The 23366-nt window shown below is 29.3% G+C and carries 23 protein-coding genes and 1 riboswitch; of the genes, 16 read left to right on the plus strand and 7 right to left on the minus strand.

What is annotated here, in order from left to right:
• Nucleotides 1-22: 22 nt before the first annotated feature.
• Complete coding sequence (gene alr / locus B2694_RS16330; protein ID WP_346886647.1) at nt 23-1183, minus strand: alanine racemase; 1161 nt, start codon at nt 1181-1183, stop codon at nt 23-25.
• A 150-nt stretch (nt 1184-1333) separates the two neighbouring features.
• A complete protein-coding gene (locus B2694_RS16335) occupies nt 1334-2797 on the minus strand; it encodes a PLP-dependent aminotransferase family protein (RefSeq protein WP_346886648.1) in 1464 nt (487 codons plus the stop codon).
• Nucleotides 2798-3015: 218 nt separating this feature from the next.
• Between B2694_RS16335 and B2694_RS16340 the strand changes: the two genes are divergently transcribed.
• From B2694_RS16340 to B2694_RS16355, 4 genes are all read left to right on the plus strand, one after another.
• A complete protein-coding gene (locus B2694_RS16340) occupies nt 3016-3621 on the plus strand; it encodes a DUF445 domain-containing protein (protein ID WP_346886649.1) in 606 nt (201 codons plus the stop codon).
• 90 nt (nt 3622-3711) lie between these two features.
• Nucleotides 3712-3756, plus strand: a riboswitch (PreQ1 riboswitch).
• Nucleotides 3757-3872: 116 nt separating this feature from the next.
• A complete protein-coding gene (locus B2694_RS16345; RefSeq protein WP_346886650.1) occupies nt 3873-4853 on the plus strand; it encodes a nucleoside hydrolase in 981 nt (326 codons plus the stop codon).
• A gap of 19 nt (nt 4854-4872) precedes the next feature.
• Complete coding sequence (locus B2694_RS16350) at nt 4873-5433, plus strand: ECF transporter S component (protein WP_346886651.1); 561 nt, start codon at nt 4873-4875, stop codon at nt 5431-5433.
• A gap of 1 nt (nt 5434) precedes the next feature.
• Entirely contained in the window at nt 5435-6124 is a 690-nt protein-coding gene (locus B2694_RS16355; protein WP_346886652.1) for a radical SAM protein, read from the plus strand.
• A 66-nt stretch (nt 6125-6190) separates the two neighbouring features.
• Here B2694_RS16355 and B2694_RS16360 read toward each other — a convergent pair whose 3' ends face one another.
• Nucleotides 6191-7084, minus strand: a complete 894-nt coding sequence (locus B2694_RS16360; protein WP_346886653.1) for a D-alanine--D-alanine ligase — start codon at nt 7082-7084, stop codon at nt 6191-6193.
• A gap of 355 nt (nt 7085-7439) precedes the next feature.
• Between B2694_RS16360 and B2694_RS16365 the strand changes: the two genes are divergently transcribed.
• Nucleotides 7440-7895 carry a hypothetical protein gene (locus B2694_RS16365; protein WP_346886654.1) on the plus strand — a complete coding sequence of 152 codons (456 nt, stop codon included), beginning with the start codon at nt 7440-7442 and terminating at the stop codon, nt 7893-7895.
• Nucleotides 7896-8054: 159 nt separating this feature from the next.
• Nucleotides 8055-9536, plus strand: coding sequence for a nicotinate phosphoribosyltransferase (locus B2694_RS16370; protein ID WP_346886655.1), 1482 nt, complete (start codon nt 8055-8057; stop codon nt 9534-9536).
• A 77-nt stretch (nt 9537-9613) separates the two neighbouring features.
• Here B2694_RS16370 and B2694_RS16375 read toward each other — a convergent pair whose 3' ends face one another.
• From B2694_RS16375 to B2694_RS16390, 4 genes are all read right to left on the minus strand, one after another.
• Nucleotides 9614-9919 (minus strand): hypothetical protein, encoded by a 306-nt coding sequence (locus tag B2694_RS16375; protein WP_346886656.1) that lies wholly within the window; start codon nt 9917-9919, stop codon nt 9614-9616.
• Between the two features lie 22 nt (nt 9920-9941).
• Nucleotides 9942-10733, minus strand: coding sequence for an SDR family NAD(P)-dependent oxidoreductase (locus tag B2694_RS16380; protein WP_346886657.1), 792 nt, complete (start codon nt 10731-10733; stop codon nt 9942-9944).
• 109 nt (nt 10734-10842) lie between these two features.
• Nucleotides 10843-12306: a UDP-N-acetylmuramoyl-L-alanyl-D-glutamate--2,6-diaminopimelate ligase gene (locus tag B2694_RS16385; RefSeq protein ID WP_346886658.1), complete on the minus strand. Its 1464-nt coding sequence runs from the start codon at nt 12304-12306 to the stop codon at nt 10843-10845.
• Nucleotides 12307-12435: 129 nt separating this feature from the next.
• Nucleotides 12436-13296: a metallophosphoesterase gene (locus tag B2694_RS16390; RefSeq protein WP_346886659.1), complete on the minus strand. Its 861-nt coding sequence runs from the start codon at nt 13294-13296 to the stop codon at nt 12436-12438.
• A 238-nt stretch (nt 13297-13534) separates the two neighbouring features.
• Between B2694_RS16390 and B2694_RS16395 the strand changes: the two genes are divergently transcribed.
• The 10 genes from B2694_RS16395 (at nt 13535) to B2694_RS16440 (ending at nt 23242) form a co-directional block, all read left to right on the plus strand.
• Complete coding sequence (locus tag B2694_RS16395; protein ID WP_346886660.1) at nt 13535-14560, plus strand: low specificity L-threonine aldolase; 1026 nt, start codon at nt 13535-13537, stop codon at nt 14558-14560.
• A 262-nt stretch (nt 14561-14822) separates the two neighbouring features.
• Entirely contained in the window at nt 14823-16013 is a 1191-nt protein-coding gene (locus B2694_RS16400) for a MerR family transcriptional regulator (protein WP_346886661.1), read from the plus strand.
• A gap of 128 nt (nt 16014-16141) precedes the next feature.
• A complete protein-coding gene (gene arcA / locus B2694_RS16405; protein WP_346886672.1) occupies nt 16142-17374 on the plus strand; it encodes an arginine deiminase in 1233 nt (410 codons plus the stop codon).
• Between the two features lie 160 nt (nt 17375-17534).
• Nucleotides 17535-18530 (plus strand): ornithine carbamoyltransferase, encoded by a 996-nt coding sequence (argF, locus tag B2694_RS16410; RefSeq protein WP_035132877.1) that lies wholly within the window; start codon nt 17535-17537, stop codon nt 18528-18530.
• A gap of 148 nt (nt 18531-18678) precedes the next feature.
• On the plus strand, nt 18679-19614 hold the full coding sequence (gene arcC / locus B2694_RS16415) for a carbamate kinase (RefSeq protein ID WP_346886662.1): 936 nt from the start codon (nt 18679-18681) through the stop codon (nt 19612-19614).
• Between the two features lie 238 nt (nt 19615-19852).
• A complete protein-coding gene (locus tag B2694_RS16420; RefSeq protein WP_346886663.1) occupies nt 19853-20137 on the plus strand; it encodes a putative quinol monooxygenase in 285 nt (94 codons plus the stop codon).
• 614 nt (nt 20138-20751) lie between these two features.
• Entirely contained in the window at nt 20752-21651 is a 900-nt protein-coding gene (rocF, locus tag B2694_RS16425) for an arginase (RefSeq protein ID WP_346886664.1), read from the plus strand.
• A 102-nt stretch (nt 21652-21753) separates the two neighbouring features.
• On the plus strand, nt 21754-21942 hold the full coding sequence (locus B2694_RS16430; RefSeq protein WP_035132884.1) for a DUF1858 domain-containing protein: 189 nt from the start codon (nt 21754-21756) through the stop codon (nt 21940-21942).
• A gap of 164 nt (nt 21943-22106) precedes the next feature.
• Nucleotides 22107-22310, plus strand: a complete 204-nt coding sequence (locus tag B2694_RS16435) for a cation transporter (RefSeq protein WP_150843782.1) — start codon at nt 22107-22109, stop codon at nt 22308-22310.
• Nucleotides 22311-22375: 65 nt separating this feature from the next.
• Nucleotides 22376-23242 carry an SDR family oxidoreductase gene (locus B2694_RS16440; protein ID WP_346886665.1) on the plus strand — a complete coding sequence of 289 codons (867 nt, stop codon included), beginning with the start codon at nt 22376-22378 and terminating at the stop codon, nt 23240-23242.
• Nucleotides 23243-23366 lie beyond the last annotated feature (124 nt).

Here is a 23366-nt window from a genome sequence, read left to right on the forward strand (position 1 = left end):
TATTTTGCGACGCCCCCTTTTTTTATATGTTATTTCTAACTTTAACTATTTCTTTATTCTTAATATATACTCTAGGAATTCTGGATTTAATTCTGCAAAGAATTTCATAGTTTATTGTGCCTAAGGCTTCTGCCATATCATCAGCGTTAAATTTTAAGTCTCCTTCTCCACCTAAAATAATAACTTCATCACCAGTTTTTACATTTTCTATGTCTGTTACATCAATCATACACTGATCCATACAAATTCTACCTAGAATACTAGCAAATTTACCATTAACAATTATCTTAGCATTTTCACTTAATGATCTAGGATAACCATCTCCATAGCCTATTGGTAGTGTAGCTACAATAGTTTTTTTATTGGTTTTAAAGGTTTTACCATAACTTATATACATATCCTCATGCAATTCTTTTACATGGGCTATCTTTGCTTTCAAAGTTAGAGCTGGTTTTACTGAAAGGTTATCATTAGAAACTTCTTTAGAAGGGTAATAACCATAAAGTATAATGCCTGGTCTCACGCCATTTAAATAAGTTTCAGGCATATCTATAATTGCTCCACTATTAGAAATATGTTTTAACGGAATTTCAATTCCAAGAGCTTTTAAATCCGCAATAACCTTTTTAAATTTAAAAAGTTGTTCATTGGCATAGGATTTGTCTTTTTCATCAGAGGTGGAGAAGTGAGAATATATTCCAATCACTTCTAAACCTTCTAAGTTATAAACTTCATTTATAGTTTTAACGGTATCATCACCAGGGAGAAATCCTATTCTACCCATACCAGTATCTATGGCAATATGGATTTTAGCTTTTTTATTAAAGCTTAAGGCTATTTTTGATAGTTCCTTTGCATAATCTAAATCATATACTGTTTGCTCAATATCATAATTTATTAGCTCTTCGCCTAAGTATAAAGGAGTATATCCTAAAATTACTATAGGAGCATTAATATTATTTCCTCTAAGTTCTATGGCTTCTGTCAGCATTGCTACAGCGAGTCTAGAGGCTCCATTTTCTAAAAGGGTAGGAACAACATCCACAGCTCCATGTCCATAGCAATCTGCTTTTACGATAGCAATGAGCTCTTTATCTCCAACTAATTTTTTTATATTTTTTGTGTTAGTGGCTATTGTATCTAAGTTTATCTCAGCCCATACAGGTCTCATTATTTTTTCCATTGTTACACCTCGTAATTTCTTTCATTATTTCTAGTAAGCTATTTTAGTTATATTCATTAAGAATTTACTTCGTTATATCAAGTGAAACTTACCTTATACTATTATTTTAGTATAATTACATTAAATCACAAGAGCCAGTTAGTACAGGATTTATTGATAAGGTGGTTTACTTAGCTTTTTTATATTATCACCAATTATTTTTATTCCTAATTTGATATCTTCATCACTTACTCTACCAAAGCCTATTCTAAAGCAATCCTTGCCTTTGCCACTATTTATATAAAAGATATCACCAGGCATAAATAGCACATTATCCTTATAACATATATCTAGAAGTTGTCTTGCATCTATATTATTTTTAAGCTTAATAAATATATGAAGGCCACCTTCTCCAGTAACATATTCATAAGGGATGTATTCATTTATCATTTCCATAACCAGATTATACTTATCTCTATAATATTTTCTTACATTTTTTACATACCTACTAAAGGCTCCACTTTTTAAGTAATAGTAAAAGGAAGCTTGATCAAGGAAAGAACAGTGAATGGTTCTACCTCTTTTTACACTTTCTAAAACATCAATCAAATCTTTACTTGCTAAAATCCATCCAATTCTAAGACCTGGAAAGAGTATTTTAGAAAGACTGCCAATATAGATTATACTATTACCCATGCCACTTAATGATGCTATGGGATCGATGGGAGAGCTAGAGTATAGAAGCTCTTCATTAAATCCATCTTCAATTATAGGTACAGAGTACTGTCTAAAAAGATTATAAATTTCTTTTCTTCTTTTGGTTTTAGTTACAATACCTGTAGGATTATTATAAGAAGGGATTATATATCCAAATTTAGGATTATACTTTTCAAGCTTCATTTGTAAATCTTCTAAATCCATACCTTCTTCATTCATTTTTACCTGGATAACTTCAATTTCATAGGATTTCATAATTTTTAATGCTGTATTATGGGTAGGTTCTTCACAAAGGATTATATCTCCTTTTTTAGTTAAAGAACCTATAATAATATCAAAGGCTTCAGTAAAACCGTTAGTGATTAATATATCTCTACCTTCAGTATTAACTCTTTTTTCCTCCATATACTGAAGAAAATATTGGATTAAAGGGGCATATCCCTTAGCATATCCATAGTTTAATAGGTTTTCTTCCTCATAAGTCCAAGCATCTAAGAGAGCTCTTTTAAAGTCATCAATATTAAAGAGACTAGGTTCAGGGGCAATAGATTTAAAGGAAATCATATTGTTTTTATAGGGAAGTTCACTTTTAATAATATCAAGATCTCTAAGGGTATCAGCATAATTGTTAATCATATTCATAAAATTAATATTATATTCTTCACAGGTGTTTTCAGTCTCCATTAAAATAAAGGTACCAACACCCCTCTTAGTAGTTATTATTCCTTTGCTTTCCAGTTCTTCATAGGCAGCAATGACAGAATTCCTACTTATGTTTAAAAGCTTACTTGCTTCTCTTGTGGAAGGTAGTTTACTATCTTTTTTTAATTCACCCTTTTTTATTCCATTAATGATATGTGTTTCTAGTTGCATATAAATAGGTTCATCCTTATTTATAATTAGAGTAGAAAATATCATATTTAACACCACCTATTTTTATTAATTGTATTCCTATAAAAGTTATCATAAGAATACAAAGTAAAAAAGATTCAAGTTTGCATTGGTTATCTTTACAAAACCAAACAAAAGAATCACTTAAAAATAGTTTATTAGAAAAATAAGTTAGTTTCAATAGAAAAACAAGAATAATTGTTGTAGAATATTAATAGAAATTTTGAAATACTTAGGAGGACATCATGAATAGTTTAGTTATTGTATTTTTATTAGCAGTAGTAGGAGGGGTTATTGGATGGGTAACAAACATATTAGCCATAAAGCTTATGTTTAGACCAATTAATCCAATTAAAATTCCATTAATAAATTTAGAGATAATAGGATTAATTCCAAAGAGAAAAAATGAAATAGCACAAAATATTGGGGAAGTGGTGGCAAAGGAGTTATTGTCAATTGATGATATAATAAAAAATGCAATCACAGAAGAAGATAAGGTTATATTTAGTCAGTTAGTTAAAAATAAAATAAGAAATTTAGTGGCAGGAAAGATGGATTTTGTGCCAGCACCCTTTAGAATCATGGTTCAAGGACCAATTAATAGCATTATAGAGGAAGAAGTTGATGGGGCTTTAAAGGAAATGGAAAGTGAAGCTGTTAATCATATCAAAGATAAAGTAGATATTAAAGAAATGGTTGAAGAAAAAATAAATGAGTTGGATTTACAAGAACTTGAAAGAATTATTATAAATGTAGCTAAAAAGGAATTAAAACATATTGAAGTTTTGGGCTTTATCTTAGGAGCTGCAATAGGTATAGTTCAAGGATTAGTGGTTATGCTCTTTAAATAAGAATATACATAATTATAGATAAGCAGTTGATATAAGGTATAAAATATGATATGTTAAATTAAGAATTTAATAAAAAATCCACAGAATTCTGTGGGAGAGGTTCGTAACCATCCCTCTATAAAAAACTAGGGAATAAGACTTATATGGTCGTGCTATACCCTTAGTGCGACCTTTTTTAGGTTGTATTTTTTATGCCTTGGGATGGAGCTCAAGGCATTTTTTATGGTTTCATTAAGAAAGGAAGAGAAAAGATGGATAAGAGAAAAGTAATAATAGATTGTGATCCAGGAATTGATGATTCATTGGCTATAATTCTTGCACTAAAATCAGAGGAGATAGATGTTAAAGGGATAACTATAGTATCGGGGAATGTCCATGGAAAAAAGGGGGCAGAAAATGCATTAAAGATACTTAAAGAACTAAATAGGTTAGATATACCAGTGTATCTTGGGGAATGCGAACCTATGGAAAGAAAATTAATTACTGCAGAGGATACCCATGGAAGAGATGGACTTGGTGAAAGTTTCTTACCAAGGGTAGAGGAGGTAACCTATAAAGAAGGTGCAGTAAATTTTATTCTAGATGAGTTAAAATCAGAGGATATCACAATTATCGCATTGGGTCCTTTAACTAATATAGCAAAAGCTTTAGAAAAAGATTGTGAAGTTACAAGAAAGATGAAGGAGTTAGTTCTTATGGGAGGAGCTTTTAAGAGCTTTGGGAATTGTTCTCAAGTAGCAGAGTTTAATTTCTGGGTTGACCCTCATGGTGTAGAAAAAGTCTTTAAGGAATTAAAAAGGAAGATTACCATGGTGGGATTAGATGTTACTAGACAATGTGTTTTAACTCCCAATTACATTGAGATGATAAGGCAGTTTAATGAACCTCTTGGAGAGTTAATTGTAAAGATAACTAAATTTTATGTGGGCTTTCATTGGAACCAAGAAAGAACCTTGGGATGTGTAATTAATGATCCACTAGCAGTAGCATATTTTATTAATCCTGAATTATGCTCTGGAAAGGAATATTTTGTAGATATAGTTACAGAGGGAAAAGCTATAGGAATGACACTGGTGGATGAAGGGGATTTTTATAGAGAAAAACCAAATTGTCTAGTGTTAACAGAGGTAAATTCAAAAGGTTTTATGGAAATGTTTCTAACAAGAATTTTTCCAAAACATAAAGAAGATATAATATCAATTTTAAATAATTCTAAATATGGACTAAATTAAGAGGAGGAAGGTTAGAAATATGAATAGTAAAAAGAATAAGAGAATTATTTTTATGGGTTTAGCAGTAGCTATAAACTTAGTAGGAGGATTTATAGCATTATCATTAAAACTTCCAATTTACATTGATACTATAGGAACTATTTTAGTTTCAATATTATTTGGACCAGTAAGTGGAGCTGTGGTTGGAGGATTATCATCAATTATTAATGGTATGACCTTTGATCCTATTTCATTTTATTTTTTACCAGTACAATTAGTAGTGGGGATAGGTACAGGATTGTTTTTTAAAGGTAAGAAGGTTGGAGTTTTAAAGTTGATTTTAAGGATATTATTAGTTACAGTTTTAGGTTCAGCAACAGCAGCGGTTATTGCTTCCTTTGTTTTTCAAGGGGTAACTTCTTCAGGTTCAAGTATTTTAGTTGCAATACTTAAAAACTCTGGAATTAGTATTATTACAGCAGTTTTTTCTACTCAGATTTTTACAGATTTATTAGATAAAGCCGTGAGCTTTGGATTAGTTTTTACAATTATTAAAATGTTACCATTAGATATTAAAAGCAATATTGTTGGGGATGAATAGTATGGATAGATATAATATAATAATAGGGAAAAATAAAAGAGAAATAGTATTACTAAAGGCCTTTCCATGTGTTTGGGGGAAGTGTACATTTTGTGATTATGTAGAGGATAATTCAACAAACTCTTCAGAAATCAATGATATAAATAAAAATGTGTTAAAGGAAGTAAAAGGAACATATGGTACCTTAGAAGTGATTAATTCAGGAAGCTGCTTTGAATTACCTATTGAAACCTTGGAAAGCATTAGAAAAATAGTAATAGAAAAGAATATAAAAAAGATGTTCTTAGAAAGCCATTGGTGCTATAGAAGTAGATTACAAGAAATGAGAGATTTCTTTGGAATTGAAGTTATTTTTAAAATTGGAGTTGAAAGTTTTGATAGTAACTTTAGAAATTTAGTGTTAAATAAAAATGCTAGATTCAAAGACTATAATGAAGTTAGAAAGTATTTTAGTTCAGTATGCTTAATGGTAGGTATAAAAGGCCAAAGTAAAGAAATGATTAAAAGAGATATTGATATAGTATTAAGTCATTTTGATTATGGAACAATAAATATATTTACAGAAAATACTACGGATATTAAGAGAGATGAAGAATTAATAAGTTGGTTTGAAAAGAAATATAATTTCCTTAAGGATGTTAGTAAAATTGAAGTGTTATTTGAAAATACAGATTTTGGAGTAGGGGATTAATTTTAAGAATTGCCTTATTAAAAGATAGAATATACGAGGTGAGCTAATTACTCACCTCGTATATTATTATATTAACGAAAATTCAATAATCTTATCTAGTAAAGTTGAATATTCCATGTTAGCAGCTTTTGCACTTTTGGGGAATAGAGAATTTTTGGTCATACCAGGTAAAGTGTTTAGTTCTATTACATAGGGTTTATCATTACTTACCATTATATCTACTCTTGCGTAAGCTTTACAATCAAAGAGCCTATAACATTTTTTAGATATTTCATTGATTTCATTTTCAAGGGATTCTGAAAGAATAGCTACTTCCTCTAAGGTATCTGTATCATTGTACTTAGATTCATAATCAAAGAAAGTTCCTCTATGGATTATAGATAGAATAGGTAATGTGTCACCATTCAATAGGGGAACGGTGTACTCGCTACCATTTATATATTCTTCTATAATTATTTCATCACCATACTTAAATCCTTCTAAAATAGCATTCCTAAGTTCTTCACGGCTATAAACTAAAGAAATTCCAATACTTGAACCACCACTGTTAGGTTTAACTATCATAGGGTATTTTAATTCTTCTATCTTTTTTAAATTTACACCTTCATGTTTGTATAGATTAATTCCCTTTGCTATAGGAATACCCTCAGCTTTAAGAATTCGCTTACATTGTTTTTTATTCATGCAAAGGGCACTAGTCAAAGGATTACTTCCGGAGTAGGGAATTCCTACACTTTCCAAGATACTTTGAATAGCACCATCTTCTCCAAATTCCCCATGAAAGGCTAAAAAAGCAAAATCTAAGTCGTGAATTTTATCTATAACTTCGTTTTTAGAGTTTATAATCATAGGAATTACTTCATATTTATCTTTATTTAGGTTTTTAATTATTTCTTCTCCAGATAAAAGGGATATTTCTCGCTCAAAGGAAATTCCACCCATTAATACTCCAACTCTCATATATACATCTCCTCAAATTTATATTCTTATACTATAATAATATTTCAATGAAAAAAAATAGAAAGTACCATTAAGTAATGGATTTTAGATAAGGGTGGTTTGATAAGGCAACTTAATTTTTAAAATTGTCATTTTATTTGTATTGCTAGTACACAAATGAGTTTACATTATATTATAAATTATATGGAATATAAGTACCGCATGGTGTATAATTATTCTCAATATAGGAATATAATGGATGACATTGGTGTATGTATGAACAATTTATATAGCAAACATGAATTACATCTAAATTTATCTACGGATAGGTAAAATAAGTGTTTAAAACATATCCATATTTTATATAGGAGGAGAAATGAAAAGAAAGATATTTATAGGAATATTAGTTATAGTAGCAATAGGGATAATATATATCATTTATCCTAAACAGGGAACTTTTGAAGAGTTTATTATAAATAGGTATAACATGGATAATTGTACCAGCGTAACCTTTTTTTCTTTAAAAGGAGGAATTGATTCTTCTGAATCATGGAATATATATAAAGAAGAAAAGACAATGAAATTTATAGATTATATGAAGAATGTGAAAATGAAGGAAAATAGAAGTAGTGATTATGGAATGGAATATTTGATGACAATTATAGGATCATATAAGGAAGAGGGTTCAACAGGTCCAATAAGAATTGATATAGCTTGGATTAATGAAAAAGAGATTATGATAAGTTATAAAGGACAAAAAAGAAGGTATTATAAAATAGTAGATGAAGATTTTAGTATGGACAAGATTAAAGCATTACTAAAAGATGGGTAATGCTTTAGGTCAATATAAATAAGAATTTGTTAGAATAGTCCTTAGTATAATAATCCAAGAATTAAGAAATAACTAAGAATAATATATTTATTTTTAGTTGTAGGTCTTTGATTTAATAAGGGTTAAGAGGAAAACTAAGGAAAGGAAGCTTGTTAACATATGAGTACTATAGTATGTGATTGCGTAAATATAAAGAGAAATTTAAGCATGTTAACGGATTTTTACCAATTGACTATGGGGAATGGATATCTAAAGAAGGGGATGAAGGATAGAATAGCATATTTTGATATGTTTTTTAGAAAAATCCCTGATGATGGGGGATATGTAATAATTGCTGGATTAGAACAATTTATAGAATATATAAATACTTTAAGTTTTACTGAAGAAGACATAAGCTTTTTAAGGGAAAGAGGAATATTTTCTGAAGATTTTTTGGAATATTTAAGAGATTTTAAATTTCAATGTGATATATGGGCTATTCCAGAGGGTACAGTAGTATTTCCAAATGAGCCTATAATAACTGTTAGGGGGCCAATTCCTCAAGGTCAATTAATAGAAACTATGCTACTTTTAACTATAAATCATCAAAGTTTAATTGCTACTAAAGCAAGCAGAGTTGTTAGAGCATCTAAGGGGCGAAATGTTTTAGAATTTGGTTCTAGAAGAGCTCAAGGTTATGATGGAGCATTATTAGGAGCAAGAGCTGCTTATATAGGAGGTTGTTTTGGAACTGCATGTACAATGGTAGAAGAATTATATGGAATTCCATCTCTAGGAACCATGGCTCATAGTTGGATTCAAAGCTTTCATAGTGAATATGAAGCCTTCAAGGCTTATGCAGAAGTTTATCCAACTTCCAGTGTACTTCTTGTGGATACCTACAATACTCTTAAAAGTGGTATACCTAACGCAATAAGAGTTGCTAAGGAAATATTAGAGCCTAAAGGAAATAGATTAAAGGGAATTAGGTTAGATAGTGGTGATATTGCATATCTTTCAAAGGCTGCTAGGAAAATGTTAGATGAAGCTGGCATGGAAGATTGTAAAATAACTGCATCTAATTCCTTAGATGAATACCTTATTAGTGACTTGTTACTACAGGGTGCTGAGATAGATATCTTTGGAGTGGGAGAAAATCTAATAACTTCTAAATCTAATCCTGTATTTGGAGGAGTATATAAGTTAGTAGCTATAGAAAATGAAAACAAATTAGAGTCTAAAATAAAATTAAGTGAAAATCCGGAAAAGGTAACTAATCCTGGTTTTAAAAAATTGTATAGGTTTTATCATAAGAAAACTAATAAAGCAGTAGGTGATTTACTTACCTTAAGGGATGAAGTTGTAGATGAAAGTAAGCCATATATTCTTTTTCACCCTGTTCATACATGGAAGAAAACTGTTTTAACAGACTATTATGTAAAAGAATTACAAGTTAAAATCTTTGATAAAGGGCAATGTGTATATTCATGTCCTAGTATTCAAGAAATTAGAGAGTATTGCAAAGGACAGGTTGAAACCCTCTGGGAAGAGTCTTTGAGGCTTAAAAATCCTCACAAGTACTATGTAGATTTATCTGAAGAACTATGGACACTAAAATATGATTTAATTAATAAATATTCCAATGAAGAAAGTAATCCTTAGAAAGAGTTAATTATTAATATATAAATATAAAAATGACTATATGATATGAATGTCACATAGTCATTTTATGGCTTCATTTATTTATTCATTAAAGGTAAGCTATTTAGATTTACTGAGTCTTTTCTATCATTAAGATTACTTAGGGTTTCATGACCTTTCTCTGTTTTACCTAATGAATCTATTAGTATATTTTTAGAGTTTTGGGTTTGAATTGTATGTTGATCCTTAACCTGTTCTTCGTTGGAGAAATCATCATTAATTTTTATATGATCTAGATCTTTATTTAAAGTAGTTACATAGTTTAAATCATCATCCATAGAAGAAATAATATCTTTTGGCTTAAATAGAATTTCTTCAAAGTTATTGTTATATTTGCTATTCATTATGAGCCTCCTTATAATATAATTAGTTTTTTAATATGTTTTTAGCTTTTACAAAACATCCTTGAACACAAGGAGCTATGTATCTAAATTTAGGGTGAGATTCTTCTGTAGCAGATACATATTTCATGACTATGCTATCCAAATTAGATGATTCAGTTAGTTTAAAGTATAGATATTGTTTCCTCTGTAATTTATTTATTCTATTTTTAAAGTATGAGCTTACCTTCATCCAATTAAACTGTTTACTTATATTTAATTGATTGAAACCTGTAGCATAGGAACCAGGTTCAATTAAGATTACAGGAATATTCACTCTTGGAAGTTGCTTAAGTTCTTTATTTAAACAATACCCAATGGATTCAAGGGCAAATTTAGTAGAACAGTAGGGCGATAAAAATGGTATAGCCATGCGACCAGTTAAGGAAGATAGAAATATAATTCTTCCCTTTCTTCTTTTTATCATTCCTTTTAAAACAATCTGAGTCAATTCTATAGGACAAAACACATTGGTTTCAAAAGTAGCCCTAAATCTGTTTACATCTATCTCAGCTACGGAGCCAGAATCTCCTATGGCAGCATTATTTATTAGTACGTCTATAGGTAAGTCTCTTACTTTTTCTCTATCCTCTTTACACAATACATCTAACTTAAAGCTTTCAATGGGAAGTTTCCATTTTCTATTTAACATATTTAATTTGTATGCCTGTTCATCGGTATGAGTGGTTGCATAAACATAGTGACCTCTACTGGCCAAGGTTATAGCTGCTTTACGTCCAAGACCAGAACCACAACCAGTTATTAATATGTGTTTCAATATTATCACCTCTAGGTTAGTATGTGTTTTATTTCACTTATAATTCTTCTTATACAAATAATGACTTATGGAAAATTATCCATAAGCCATTAATCAATAATAGATTGTCTTATTTTAAAAAGTTTTTAATAGCATCTATAGCAACTTCTCTATCATCAAAATGAAATTTTCTTTTACCTATAATTTGATAGTCTTCATGACCTTTTCCAGCAATTATAAGCAAATCATCATCTTTTAGTATTTTTAATCCTTTTTCTATAGCATTTTTTCTATTAATAATTTTTTCATAAGGAGTCATTGTAGATAACATTCCTAATTCTATATCATCGATGATTAATCTTGGATTTTCAGTTCTAGGATTATCAGAAGTAATTATACAATAATCTGATAAAGAGCCAGCTATTTTACCCATAATTCCACGCTTGGTTGTATCTCTATCTCCGCCACAACCAAAGACGGTAATAATTCGTCCACAGGTTATTTCTCTTGCCATAATGAGGAGTTTCTCCAAAGCATCTGGAGTATGAGCATAATCTACTATTATATTTTTATTTAAGTTGTTTTTTATCAATTCAATTCTACCAGGAACAGGGTTAATATTGGGGAGTAGTGTTATAATGTTCTCAATGCTCATTCCTAAGGAATAGCATGCAGCTATTGTAGCTAATATATTGTATACGGTAAATTTACCGGGAATTTTTACATTAACTTCATTACAAGTTTTTTTAAAATTCACTTTAAAACTAACAGAATTCCTTCTATACATTACATCAGTAGCTTGAATATCAGCTGAATTTTCTATTCCATAAGTTAGTATTTTACATGGCACTTCTTTTATTATTTCTTTTGAAACATTGTCATCAATATTAATAATTCCTAATTTACATTTATAAAATAACTTCATTTTTTCTCTTTTATATGCTTCCATGGTACCATGTTCATCTAAATGATCTTGAGATAAGTTAGTAAATATTCCTATATCAAAATCACAAAAATCTACTCTGTGTTTTGCTAGAGCAGAAGAAGTAACTTCCATAATGACACTGTTGGCATTATTATCTTTAAATTCTCTAAAGGCTTTTTGAAGTTCCAAAGATTCAGGAGTAGTTGGAGTAGTTTTGCTAATATTTACTTTTTGATTGGTAAGTTTGAAGCCTAAGGTACCGATAACACCTACAGTTTTTCCAGTGGATTCTAATACATCTTTAATATAATGTGTAATTGTAGTTTTCCCATTTGTTCCTGTTACTCCTACAAGTTCTATTCCTTTTGAGGGCTCCTTATAAAATATATTACATATATTAGCCAAAGAAATTCTAGTATCTTTCACTTTTATCATAACTATATCATTATTTGAATAAGTAATATCTTTCTCTACTAATATGGCAATAGCACCATTTTTAACCGCATCATCGATAAGATTATGACTATCAATATTATTACCATTTATACATATAAATAAGGAGTTTGGCTTTATCTCTCTAGAATCATAACTCACGTTTTCGATGTTTATATCCACATATCCATTTATTAAGGTGTAACTAATTTGATTAAGCAATTTATATAACTTCATAATTATTCCTCCGCAATTAAATAAACTCGTATATTCTTATTATACGGAGTAGATTTCCTATAAATAGTGTTTATATTGCTTAAAATAATGCAAAAAGTGCTTATTAAAAAATGATTTAGTGTTAAATAATTATTCATTTGATAAAGTTACAACTACTAATTCAGGGCGATTAAATATTCTTTGAGGAGCTAGGCTGTTACCAAGTCCTCTACTAATTACTAAAGATGTAGAATTTAATCTGTGGATTCCATTAGTATATTTTGGAAGAAAACCTTGATCAGGAGCTATAATTCCACCTATAAATGGAAGGCGAATTTGTCCACCATGGGCATGACCGGAAAATACTAAATCTATATTTTCTTTGTCATAAAGTGTAATTAGCTCGGGTCTATGAGAAAGGAGAATAGTAAAATTATTTTTACTTTCAGTTTTTAAGTTTCTCAATATTTCATCAAAGCTAAAAGGAGAGTTAGGGTACTCGTAATTATCTATAGGATTAAAGCATATGTCTGCTAGTCCTAAAAGAGAAATAGTAACACCATTTAACTGTATATTTTTATAAGTGTTATCCATATTTATGACACCATACTCTTCAAAGATGATTTTTAATTCTTCATATAAATCTGATCTTGATTCATGATTTCCAGATACATAGTATACGGGAGCTATATCTACAGCTGATTTAATGTAGGAAGTAGCTATATTCATATTATCTTTATTTGTTCTTCGGCTATCAATTAAATCACCAGTAATTACAATTATATCCGGGTTAATTTCTTTAGTTAAGGATATTAGATTTTTTTGATTAGCTCCAAATTCTTTATTATGTAAATCTGAAATTTGAAGAATTTTATAACCATTAAAACCACTAGGAATTTTTGAGTTTACGTAATCTATATTAGTTACAACTATATTATTATTTTGCCAATAACAGAAAGTTATAATAACTATGAGTAAAATCATTACAATTATTAATTTTTTTATATTCATATTACACATCCTTATATTAATTATTAGCATGTCCTATTATATTAAATAGCAATTTTAAAATTAATTTATTTATAGTATACACAAACATATTTCTTTACTAAAGACAAATGCACAATATTTAACATATATGTAATAAGTGCAAAATCATAATAAGAACTCCTTTCATAAGTCTATTTAGCCTTTATTGATATTTCTATGGCAAAGTGATAGAATATGAAAAAATGGAGGTAGTATTATTATGTATAGCTTTAAAAATGACTATAGTGAAGGAGCGCATCCAAGAATATTAGAGGCATTAATCAAGTGTAATATGGAGCAGAGTGAAGGTTATGGAGAAGATATATTTACAGCAAGAGCTATTAAGTTAATTAAGGAAAAAATAAGAAGAGAAGATGTAGATGTTCATCTTTTAGTTGGAGGAACCCAAACTAATCTTACTGCTTTATCAGCCTTCTTAAGACCTCATGAAGCGGTAATTGCAGCAAATACTGGTCACGTGCTAGTTCATGAAACTGGAGCCATTGAGGCTACAGGGCATAAGGTTATTTCTGTAGACGTGGAAGATGGAAAATTAACCAGAAAAAATATAGAAGCTGTAATAGAAGAGCACACTGATGAACATATGGTAAAGCCAAAACTTGTATATATTTCTAACTCTACAGAAATAGGAACAATATATAAAAGGGAAGAGGTAGAAGAGCTAAGTGAAGTGTGTAAAAAACACAATTTATATCTATATGTTGATGGTGCACGATTAGGCTCTGCACTATGTTCTAGTGAAAACAATATGAAAATCTATGAATTGGCTCAATTAGTAGATGCCTTTTATATAGGCGGAACCAAAGGAGGAGCTTTAATGGGAGAAGCTCTTGTAATATGTAGAGATACTTTAAAAAAGGATTTCAGATACCATATTAAACAAAAGGGAGCTCTACTTGCAAAGGGCAGATTACTAGGAATTCAATTTGAAGAATTATTTAAAGATAATCTATATTTTGATTTAGCAACTCACGCTAATAATATGGCACAAATCCTTAAAAAGGGCATTGAAGATGCTGGTTACAGTTTTATGATAAATTCATCTAGTAATCAAGTATTTCCTATACTCCCTAATAAATTAATTAATAGTCTTGAAAAAAAATACTTATTTATGACTTGGGAAAAAATTGATAAAGAGAATTCAGCTATTCGTCTTGTCACATCTTGGGCAACAAATGAGGAAAAAGTATTGGAGTTTATAGCTGATGTGAAATTATATAATTAATGTATAAAAAGATAGAAAACTAGATTTAACTAGTCAATTCTGTCTTTTTAATTTTATAACAATATAAGTATTAGATAGATAGTTTGAAGTTGACTAAAAAAGTAAGAATATTATGCAAAATTATGATACAATTATTACATACAACACTAAGTATGTTGTATAAATGTAATAAAATTCATAAAAAGGTATTGACAGTTACCTTACGTAACCTTCTATTATATTAATATAGGGTAAGGTATACGATTGCTTTGGAGGGATAAATATGAATAGTGATGAATTTTATACCACTGGGGAATTTGCAAAGAAAGCAGGAGTTACCATTAGAACTATTAGATATTATGATAGCAAAGGAATTCTTAAGCCATCATATACTAATAACCTAGGATATAGATATTACTCTGATGAAGATTTTATAAAATTAAAAAAAATCTTAGCTTTAAAGTACTTGGGATTATCCTTAGATGAAATTATAAGCACAGAAAATTGTGATTATAAGAAAGAAGATATGATGAATTCTCTGAAACTTCAGAAAAGTATTATTAAAAATAAGATGAATAATATGAAGGTAGTATTAAATGCTATAGAAACAGCTGAATTTAGTATGAATGAGAACTCTAATATGAAATGGGAAGAGGCTATTGATGTAATAAAATCTTTAGAGAGTGAGAAGGAATTACTGCAACGTAGTAGAGATGCATCTAATTTAAATGAAGGTGTGAAGTTAATGGATAGATTCTCAACAAATAGGTATGGTTGGTATCCATGGGTATTTGATAATATGAAAATCAAAAAGAAGGATAAGGTTTTAGAAATAGGTTGTGGTAATGGAGTTCTATGGGCTAAAAATATGGACAATCTACATGAGAGTATAGAGGTTACTCTAACAGAGATATGTGAAGATATGATAAATGAAGCAAAGTTAAATTTACGAGATAATTGTAAAAGGTTTAATTTTATAATAACTGATTTAACATCATTACCCTTTGATGATAATAGTTTTGATGTAGTAATTGCTAATCATATATTATTTTTCATGAAAGATATAGATTTAGCTCTGGATGAGATAAAAAGAGTTATTAAACCTAATGGAGTAGTATACTGTTCTACTATTGGAAGTAATCATTTAAGGGAGTTACAAGAATTAATGTTAAGCTTTAGTAGTAATATACGCATATATGAAGATAAGTTATCTTGTAAATTTGGATTAGAGAATGGGGGAAAAATACTTAGTAAGTATTTTAATACAGTAGAGAAAGTTTTGTATGATGATAAGCTTATAGTTAATGACACCAATAATATATTAGAATATATCTATTCTATACCTGGAAATATATTAGACATTATTGATTCTAAGAAAAAAGAATTTGAAGGTTATATAAAAAAAATAATTGATAAAAATGGAGAAATTTTTATAACCAATAGTTTAGGTTTGTTCAGGGCTGAAAATAAATAGAGTGTAAACTTTTACTTGTGTAAAACAATATTACATAATTTAATTTATTACTTAGGTTATGGGATATTGATATTATAAATAAAAAATTGTTAATTTAAATAAAGTATTTTTAATTAACAAAATGTTGTATAAGAAAGGAAAGAATTATGGGAATAAATGTTACAAGCGAAATTAAACCATTAAAAAAAGTCTTGTTGCATAGGCCTGGTGCAGAAATTGAGAATTTGACACCGGAATATCTGGAGAGATTATTATTTGATGATATTCCTTATTTAAAAGTAGCACAGGAAGAACATGATGCCTTTGCACAGGTTTTAAGAGACAATGGAGTAGAAGTTGTATATTTACATGAATTGGCAGCAAAAGTAATGGAAGACCCAGATGTTAAAGATGAATTTATTAAAATGTTTATAAAAGAAGCTAAAGTAGAGAGTGAACAAGTTAAAGAAGGATTATATAACTATTTAATTAGTTTTAATTGCAATGAAGAGTTAATTAGAAAGACTATGGCTGGAATTAGTAAGTCAGAATTGAAGAAAGCAAAAGCAAGGCATTTAGAGGATTTTTTAAATGAGGCATATCCATTTATTACAGATCCAATGCCAAATCTTTATTTTACGAGAGATCCCTTTGCATCCATTGGAAATTCAATAAGCTTAAATAGGATGTATTCTGAAACAAGAAATAGGGAAACTATATATGCACACTTTATATTTAAATATCATACTGATTTTAAGGGAACTAATAGGCTTTATGACAGGGATTTTGATTATAATATAGAGGGGGGAGATATTCTTAATATATCTGAAAAGGTTCTTGCAATTGGAATATCTCAAAGGACAGCTCCACAGGCAATTGAAAAAATTTCAGAGAGAATATTCTTTGAAACACCAGATAGCAAAATTGAAACTGTATTAGCATTTAAAATACCAAAGACTAGAGCATATATGCACCTAGATACAGTATTTACTCAAGTTGATTATGATAAATTCACTATTCACCCACAAATAGAAGGACCTCTTGAAATATTTGAATTAACTAAAGGGGAAAATGGAAAAGTGAAAATTACTAAGGAAAGTATGACATTACAAGAGGTATTGTCAAAATATTTAGAATGTGATGTAAAGTTAATTCGATGTGGTGGAGGAGATTATGTAATTTCACAAAGAGAGCAATGGAATGATGGCTCTAATACTTTATGTATAAGACCAGGTGAAGTTATTGTATATTCAAGGAATTATGTAACTAACAAGATATTGGAAGAGTATGGAATAAAAACTCATGTTATACCATCATCCGAATTATCAAGGGGACGTGGAGGCCCTAGATGTATGTCTATGCCTTTGATTCGTGAGGTTTAATGACACAAATATAACAAATATTTATTTTGTATTTTAAATTGACTAAAAATATAATATATTTGTAAAATAAAAAATCTTCTTTAAGTATCCAATGATTAAATACTGAAGAAGAATAAAATAAAATTATATAAAAAAACAACATATTAGGGGGAGTATAACAATGGCAATTAATTTAAGAGGACGTTCATTTTTAAAATTATTAGATTTTACACCTGAGGAAATTAGATATTTATTAGACTTATCTAAGGACTTCAAAAATTTAAAAAGAGCTGGAGTACCTCATAAAAATTTAGAGGGAAAGAATGTTGCAATATTATTTGCTAAGGATTCTACTAGAACAAGATGTTCTTTTGAAGTAGGAGCTATGGATTTAGGTATGGGTGTTACTTATTTAGGACCTACAGGTTCTCAAATGGGTAAAAAGGAATCTATTGCAGATACAGCTAGAGTATTAGGTAGAATGTATGATGGTATAGAATATAGAGGTTTTGACCAAGAAATAGTTGAAGAATTAGCAGCTTATGCAGGAGTTCCAGTTTGGAATGGATTAACAACTGAATTCCATCCAACTCAAATGCTTGCAGACTTATTGACTATAGAAGAGAAGTTTGGAAGATTAAAAGGAATTAACTTTGTATATATGGGTGATGCCAGAAATAATATGGGTAACTCTTTAATGGTTGCTTGTGCAAAAATGGGTTTAAATTTTACAGCTTGTGCACCTAAAGAATTATTCCCAGCTGAGGAGCTAGTTGAAACTTGCAAGGAAATTGCAAAGGAAAATGGATGTACTGTAACATTAACTGAAGATGTTATGGTTGGAACAAAAAATGCAGATGTTATCTACACAGATGTTTGGGTATCTATGGGAGAACCAGATGAAGTTTGGGAAGCAAGAATAAAAGAACTAAGACCATATCAAGTGAATAGAGCTGCAATGGAAAATGCTAAACCAGAAGCTATATTCATGCACTGTCTACCAGCATTCCACGATTTAAAAACTGTAGTAGGAAAAGAAATGGGAGAAAAATTTGGAATGACAGAAATGGAAGTTACTGATGAGGTATTTGAGTCAAAACAATCTGTAGTATTTGATGAAGCTGAAAATAGAATGCATACAATTAAAGCAGTTATGGCTGCAACTATAGGGCTATAATAATTAAACTCCTTCTTAAAATTAAGAAAGGAAGGGGTTTACCCTATTATTTAATTAGCTAAACAATAAAATATTATATTTAAGGCATAGATAAAAATATAATAGTCTCAACATATTTTATATTTAAATTATATATGGGGTGAATTAAATGAAGGAACTAGTAATAGCTTTAGGGGGAAACGCCTTAGGAAAAACAGCTGAAGAACAATTAGATTTAGTTAAGCATACAGCAAAAACCATCGTTGATTTAGTAGAAGAAGGCTATAATGTAATTGTTGGCCATGGTAATGGTCCACAGGTTGGAATGATAAACTTAGCTATGGAATTTGCTGCAAATAATGGAGCAAATACTCCATTAATGCCTTTTGCAGAATGTGGTGCCATGAGTCAAGGATATATTGGATATCACTTACAACAATCCATTAGAACAGAGCTTATATCTAGAGGAATTAGAAAAAATGTTGCTACTGTAGTTACTCAAGTTGTAGTTGATGAAAATGATGAAGCTTTTAGAAACTTAAGTAAGCCAGTAGGAATGTTCTATAGTCAGGAAGAAGCTGAAAAGATAGCTGCAGAAAAAGGATTTACATTTGTAGAAGATGCAGGTAGAGGATATAGAAGAGTAGTTGCATCTCCACAGCCGCAAAAAATTGTAGAGCTTGAAACAGTTAAACAATTAGTTGAACAAGGAACTATAGTTATTACTGTTGGTGGTGGTGGTATTCCTGTAGTAGAGGAATCTGATGGATCTCTTAGAGGTGTTGCGGCAGTTATAGATAAAGATAAATCAAGCGCAAAACTTGCAAAAGATTTAGATGCAGAAATGCTAGTTATTTTAACAGCTGTTGATAGAGTTTGTATAAACTTTAATAAACCAAATCAAGAAGAACTATCAGAAATTAATCTAGAAGAGGCTAGTAAATATATACAAGAAGGCCATTTTGCTAAGGGTTCAATGTTACCTAAGGTAGAAGCATGTATGGATTATGTTAAATTCAGTAATAATGGTAAAGCTTTAATAACTTCACTAGAAAAAGCTAAAGAAGCTTTACATGGTATTACAGGAACTATAATTGAAAAATAATCAAATTTTATCTGGATAAAACTAGAGTATGAGGATTTAAAGCATCTGTGAAAGCTGTTTTAAGTCCTCATTTTTATATGTAAATTTTAGTAAAGGTAATATAATTCTTTTATAGGGTGTTTAACTATTTTTATATTTTTATATTCAGTGAAGGTTAAAATCTATGAAGCTTAAAGCATGTAGGGAAAATATTATGGTGAACATTAACTAAAATAATTTATATTGGAGGTATATGAATATGATTACTATTGTAGCAAAAAAGACTATAAAAAAAGATAAAAAAGAAGAATTTAAAAATTTAGCCAATAAACTTATAGAAGAAAGTAGGAAAGAAACTGGATGTATAGAGTATGATCTTTACGAAGATTTAAGAAATAGTGATGTAGTTGCATTCATTGAGGTTTGGGAGAGTGAAGAAGCAATAAAGTTACATAACAATACAATACATTTTTCTAATCTTGTACCAGAACTCGCTAAACTTCAAGAGGGAGAAACAGAAATAACTCTTTATAAAAAAATATAGATAGAAAGCCTATTTCAAAGATAATATTGAAATAGGCTTTATCTGATGACTAACAGCACTAATACTCCAAGTTCTTCAAAGTGGTAATAAATAACTGCTACATCTCTGTATAACGATTTCCTCTAAAGGACAACGAATTCTAAGTATCGAAAATACTGATACTTAGAATTCTGTTAGTAACCTTCGAATAAGATAATAAATTTATTTATTATATATAAAGAAATTCCTTAATTATAACTTGATGTATGTATAAAAATACATATTTTAATAACAGGCAATGGAATATATGAAAAGTTTAATATATTGAAATTTTTATAAAATATTCTTTAAAATGAAATGAAGTTTATTACATATATTATAAAACCTTTAAGTTAACCACATAATTATCCATTAGAACAGTGAATATTATAACAGTTATTATGTAAAAATATATATATTCGATAAAATAAATATTAGTTTTCTATTGTAATTTTATTAGTTTTGGAATAAAGTAATAATTGCTGATAAATTTCTAGGTTATATTAGATAGATACATAATAGAAATAGGGATTTGAAAGTGAAATTTGACTGAATGCTAATATAACATAAGTGGCATTTTAACGGAGGGGATTTATATGGATATTAACTTAATTGGAGTACCTCTTTATTATGGATGTGATAGAGCAGGGGTAGAAAATGGACCAGATGAATTAAGAGAAAACGGAATTAAAGAATTATTAGAAAATCATAAAAATAAGGTATATGATTTAGGAAATATTTATGTTAATAATACAAAGGATAAGCAACCTTTTGCGGCCGGAGTAAATGCAAAATACATTAATGAAATTATAGAAGTAACTGAGAATTTAGCTAATTCAGTTTATAGTTCCCTATGCGGTGGAAGTTTTCCTATAACTTTAGGTGGAGATCATGCTTTAGCTATGGGAAGCGTTGCTGGTTCAAGTAAATATTTTCAGGGAGATTTAGCTGTAATATGGATTGATGCTCATGGAGACATAAATACCTTTGAGACAAGTCCTACAGGAAATGTTCATGGTATGCCATTAGCTGCATCCATGGGTTTTGGAGATGAATCTTTAACAAATTTATATTTTAATGGTATAAAAGTTAAAAAGGAAAATGTATTTATAATTGGAGCAAGAGATTTAGATGAAGGTGAACTTCAATTAATTAAAGATAAAAATTTAACTGTTTGGACTATGGATAAAGTAAGAGAAATAGGTGTAGATAAAGTGTGTAAGGAGCTTTTGGAAGGTTTAAAAGCACGAGGAATAAATAATATTCATATTAGCTTTGATATAGATTCTGTAGATCCAGAATTAATAAAGGGCACGGGAACTCCAGTTCCAAATGGATTTAATATAAATGATGCAGAGAAGTTATTAACTAGTATATTTAATACTAGATTAGTTAAATCTATGGATTTTGTAGAATTTAATCCATGTTTAGATGATACTGATACTACGTTAAAAAGTTGTATGTCATTAATAAAAAAAATAGGTGAATTAATATAGATATAAAAATTAAATAATTAAATCTGTAGAAATGTAGTATACTATGTTTAATGATATATATTTATATCTAAGTTAATCAAAATAAAAATGGAGGTAATAGTTATGCAAGTAACAAAGGAAATGACTATTGGGGAAGTAATAAGACAAAACGAGAAAGCAGCAGAAGTTTTAATGAGTTTTGGGATGGGTTGTGTTGGATGTCCTTCAGCACAAGCGGAAACTCTTGAAGAAGCGTGTATGGTTCACGGATTAAAAATAGATGACTTATTAAGCAAACTCCAAGCTATTTAGGAATAAAATATAATATTTAAAGACGCTACATAGGTAGTGTCTTTTTTAATAGATTAATTTACAAAAATGAAAGGTGGATAGTTTAGAATTAGTATTTCTATGCATAAAAATTGCTCTTTTAAAAGATAATATATTAGAAAACTAATAATTGGAGGTAAATTAAAATGAAATCAGTACATTATAATGTTTCAGGATTAGTAAATTCAGAAAGTAGAACTAAGTTAAATAATTCTTTAGATAAAATTAATGGTGTACAACAGGTCTGTGTTGATATAGCAAGAGGTACAGTTGAAGTAAATTATAACAGTCCAGCAACTCCAGAAGAAATTAAGGATTGTATTTGTCATACAGGGTATATAGTAAAGTAAAAAAGATAAAGCAAGAGTAATGGAGTTAAAATATTAATTTCTATATATAGATAAGGAGTGTTAAAATGGACTACAATTTTCCAATTGGGTTTAAGCCTCAACATCAAAATGTACAGCCAGGCATTGAAAGTGAAATGGAACCAAAACCTATCTATGAAATAGATGATTATCATAAAACTTCAGACAGATTAAAGGGCAAAATAGCTTTAATTACAGGGGGAGATAGTGGTATAGGGAGAGCTGTTTCTATACTATATGCAAAAGAAGGAGCAAAGGTATGTATAATCTATTTAAACGAAAATGAAGATGCTAAGGAAACAAAAAATCTTATTGAAGAAAGAGGAGGAGAGTGTTTACTCATCTCTGGAGATATTGGTAATGAAGACTTCTGCAAGGAAGCTATAAAAAAAGTAGTGCAAAAGTATGGAATTATAAATATTTTTGTATCAAATTCAGCAGAACAACATGAGTGTCAACAAATTAATGAGATAACTAGTAAGCAATTACATAAAACCTTTGATACAAATTTCTTTGGAGCTTTCTATTTAACAAAAGAAGTACTCTTTCATATGAAGAAGGGGGATTCAATAATATATACAACTTCTGTAACAGCCTATGAAGGAAATGAAACTTTAATAGATTATTCTTGTACTAAAGGAGCTTTAACAGCCCTAACTAGAAGTTTATCAAAGTCATTGGCTACAAGAGGAATAAGAGTAAATGCAGTGGCACCAGGCCCAGTATGGACGCCGCTTATACCATCATCATTTCATAGTGATAAGGTATCTACTTTCGGCAGTAATACCTTGTTTAAAAGAGCAGGTCAGCCTGTTGAAATTGCAGAGAGCTATGTATTCTTAGCTGGAGATGGGGCTTCATTTATAACTGGAGAAACTATTCATATAAATGGTGGTCAATTTATAACTAGTTAATAATTTATATAATTAAATTAAGTTACTTAGTTAGACTATGAGTAGATAATGTAACTATTGTCTACTCATTTTATTATCATGAAATAAATCATAAAAAGCATAAAATTAAGCCTGTTTAATTTTA

This window comes from Clostridium sp. UBA4395, from assembly GCF_002390995.1.
GTDB classification, from domain to species: domain Bacteria; phylum Bacillota; class Clostridia; order Clostridiales; family Clostridiaceae; genus Clostridium_J; species Clostridium_J sulfidigenes.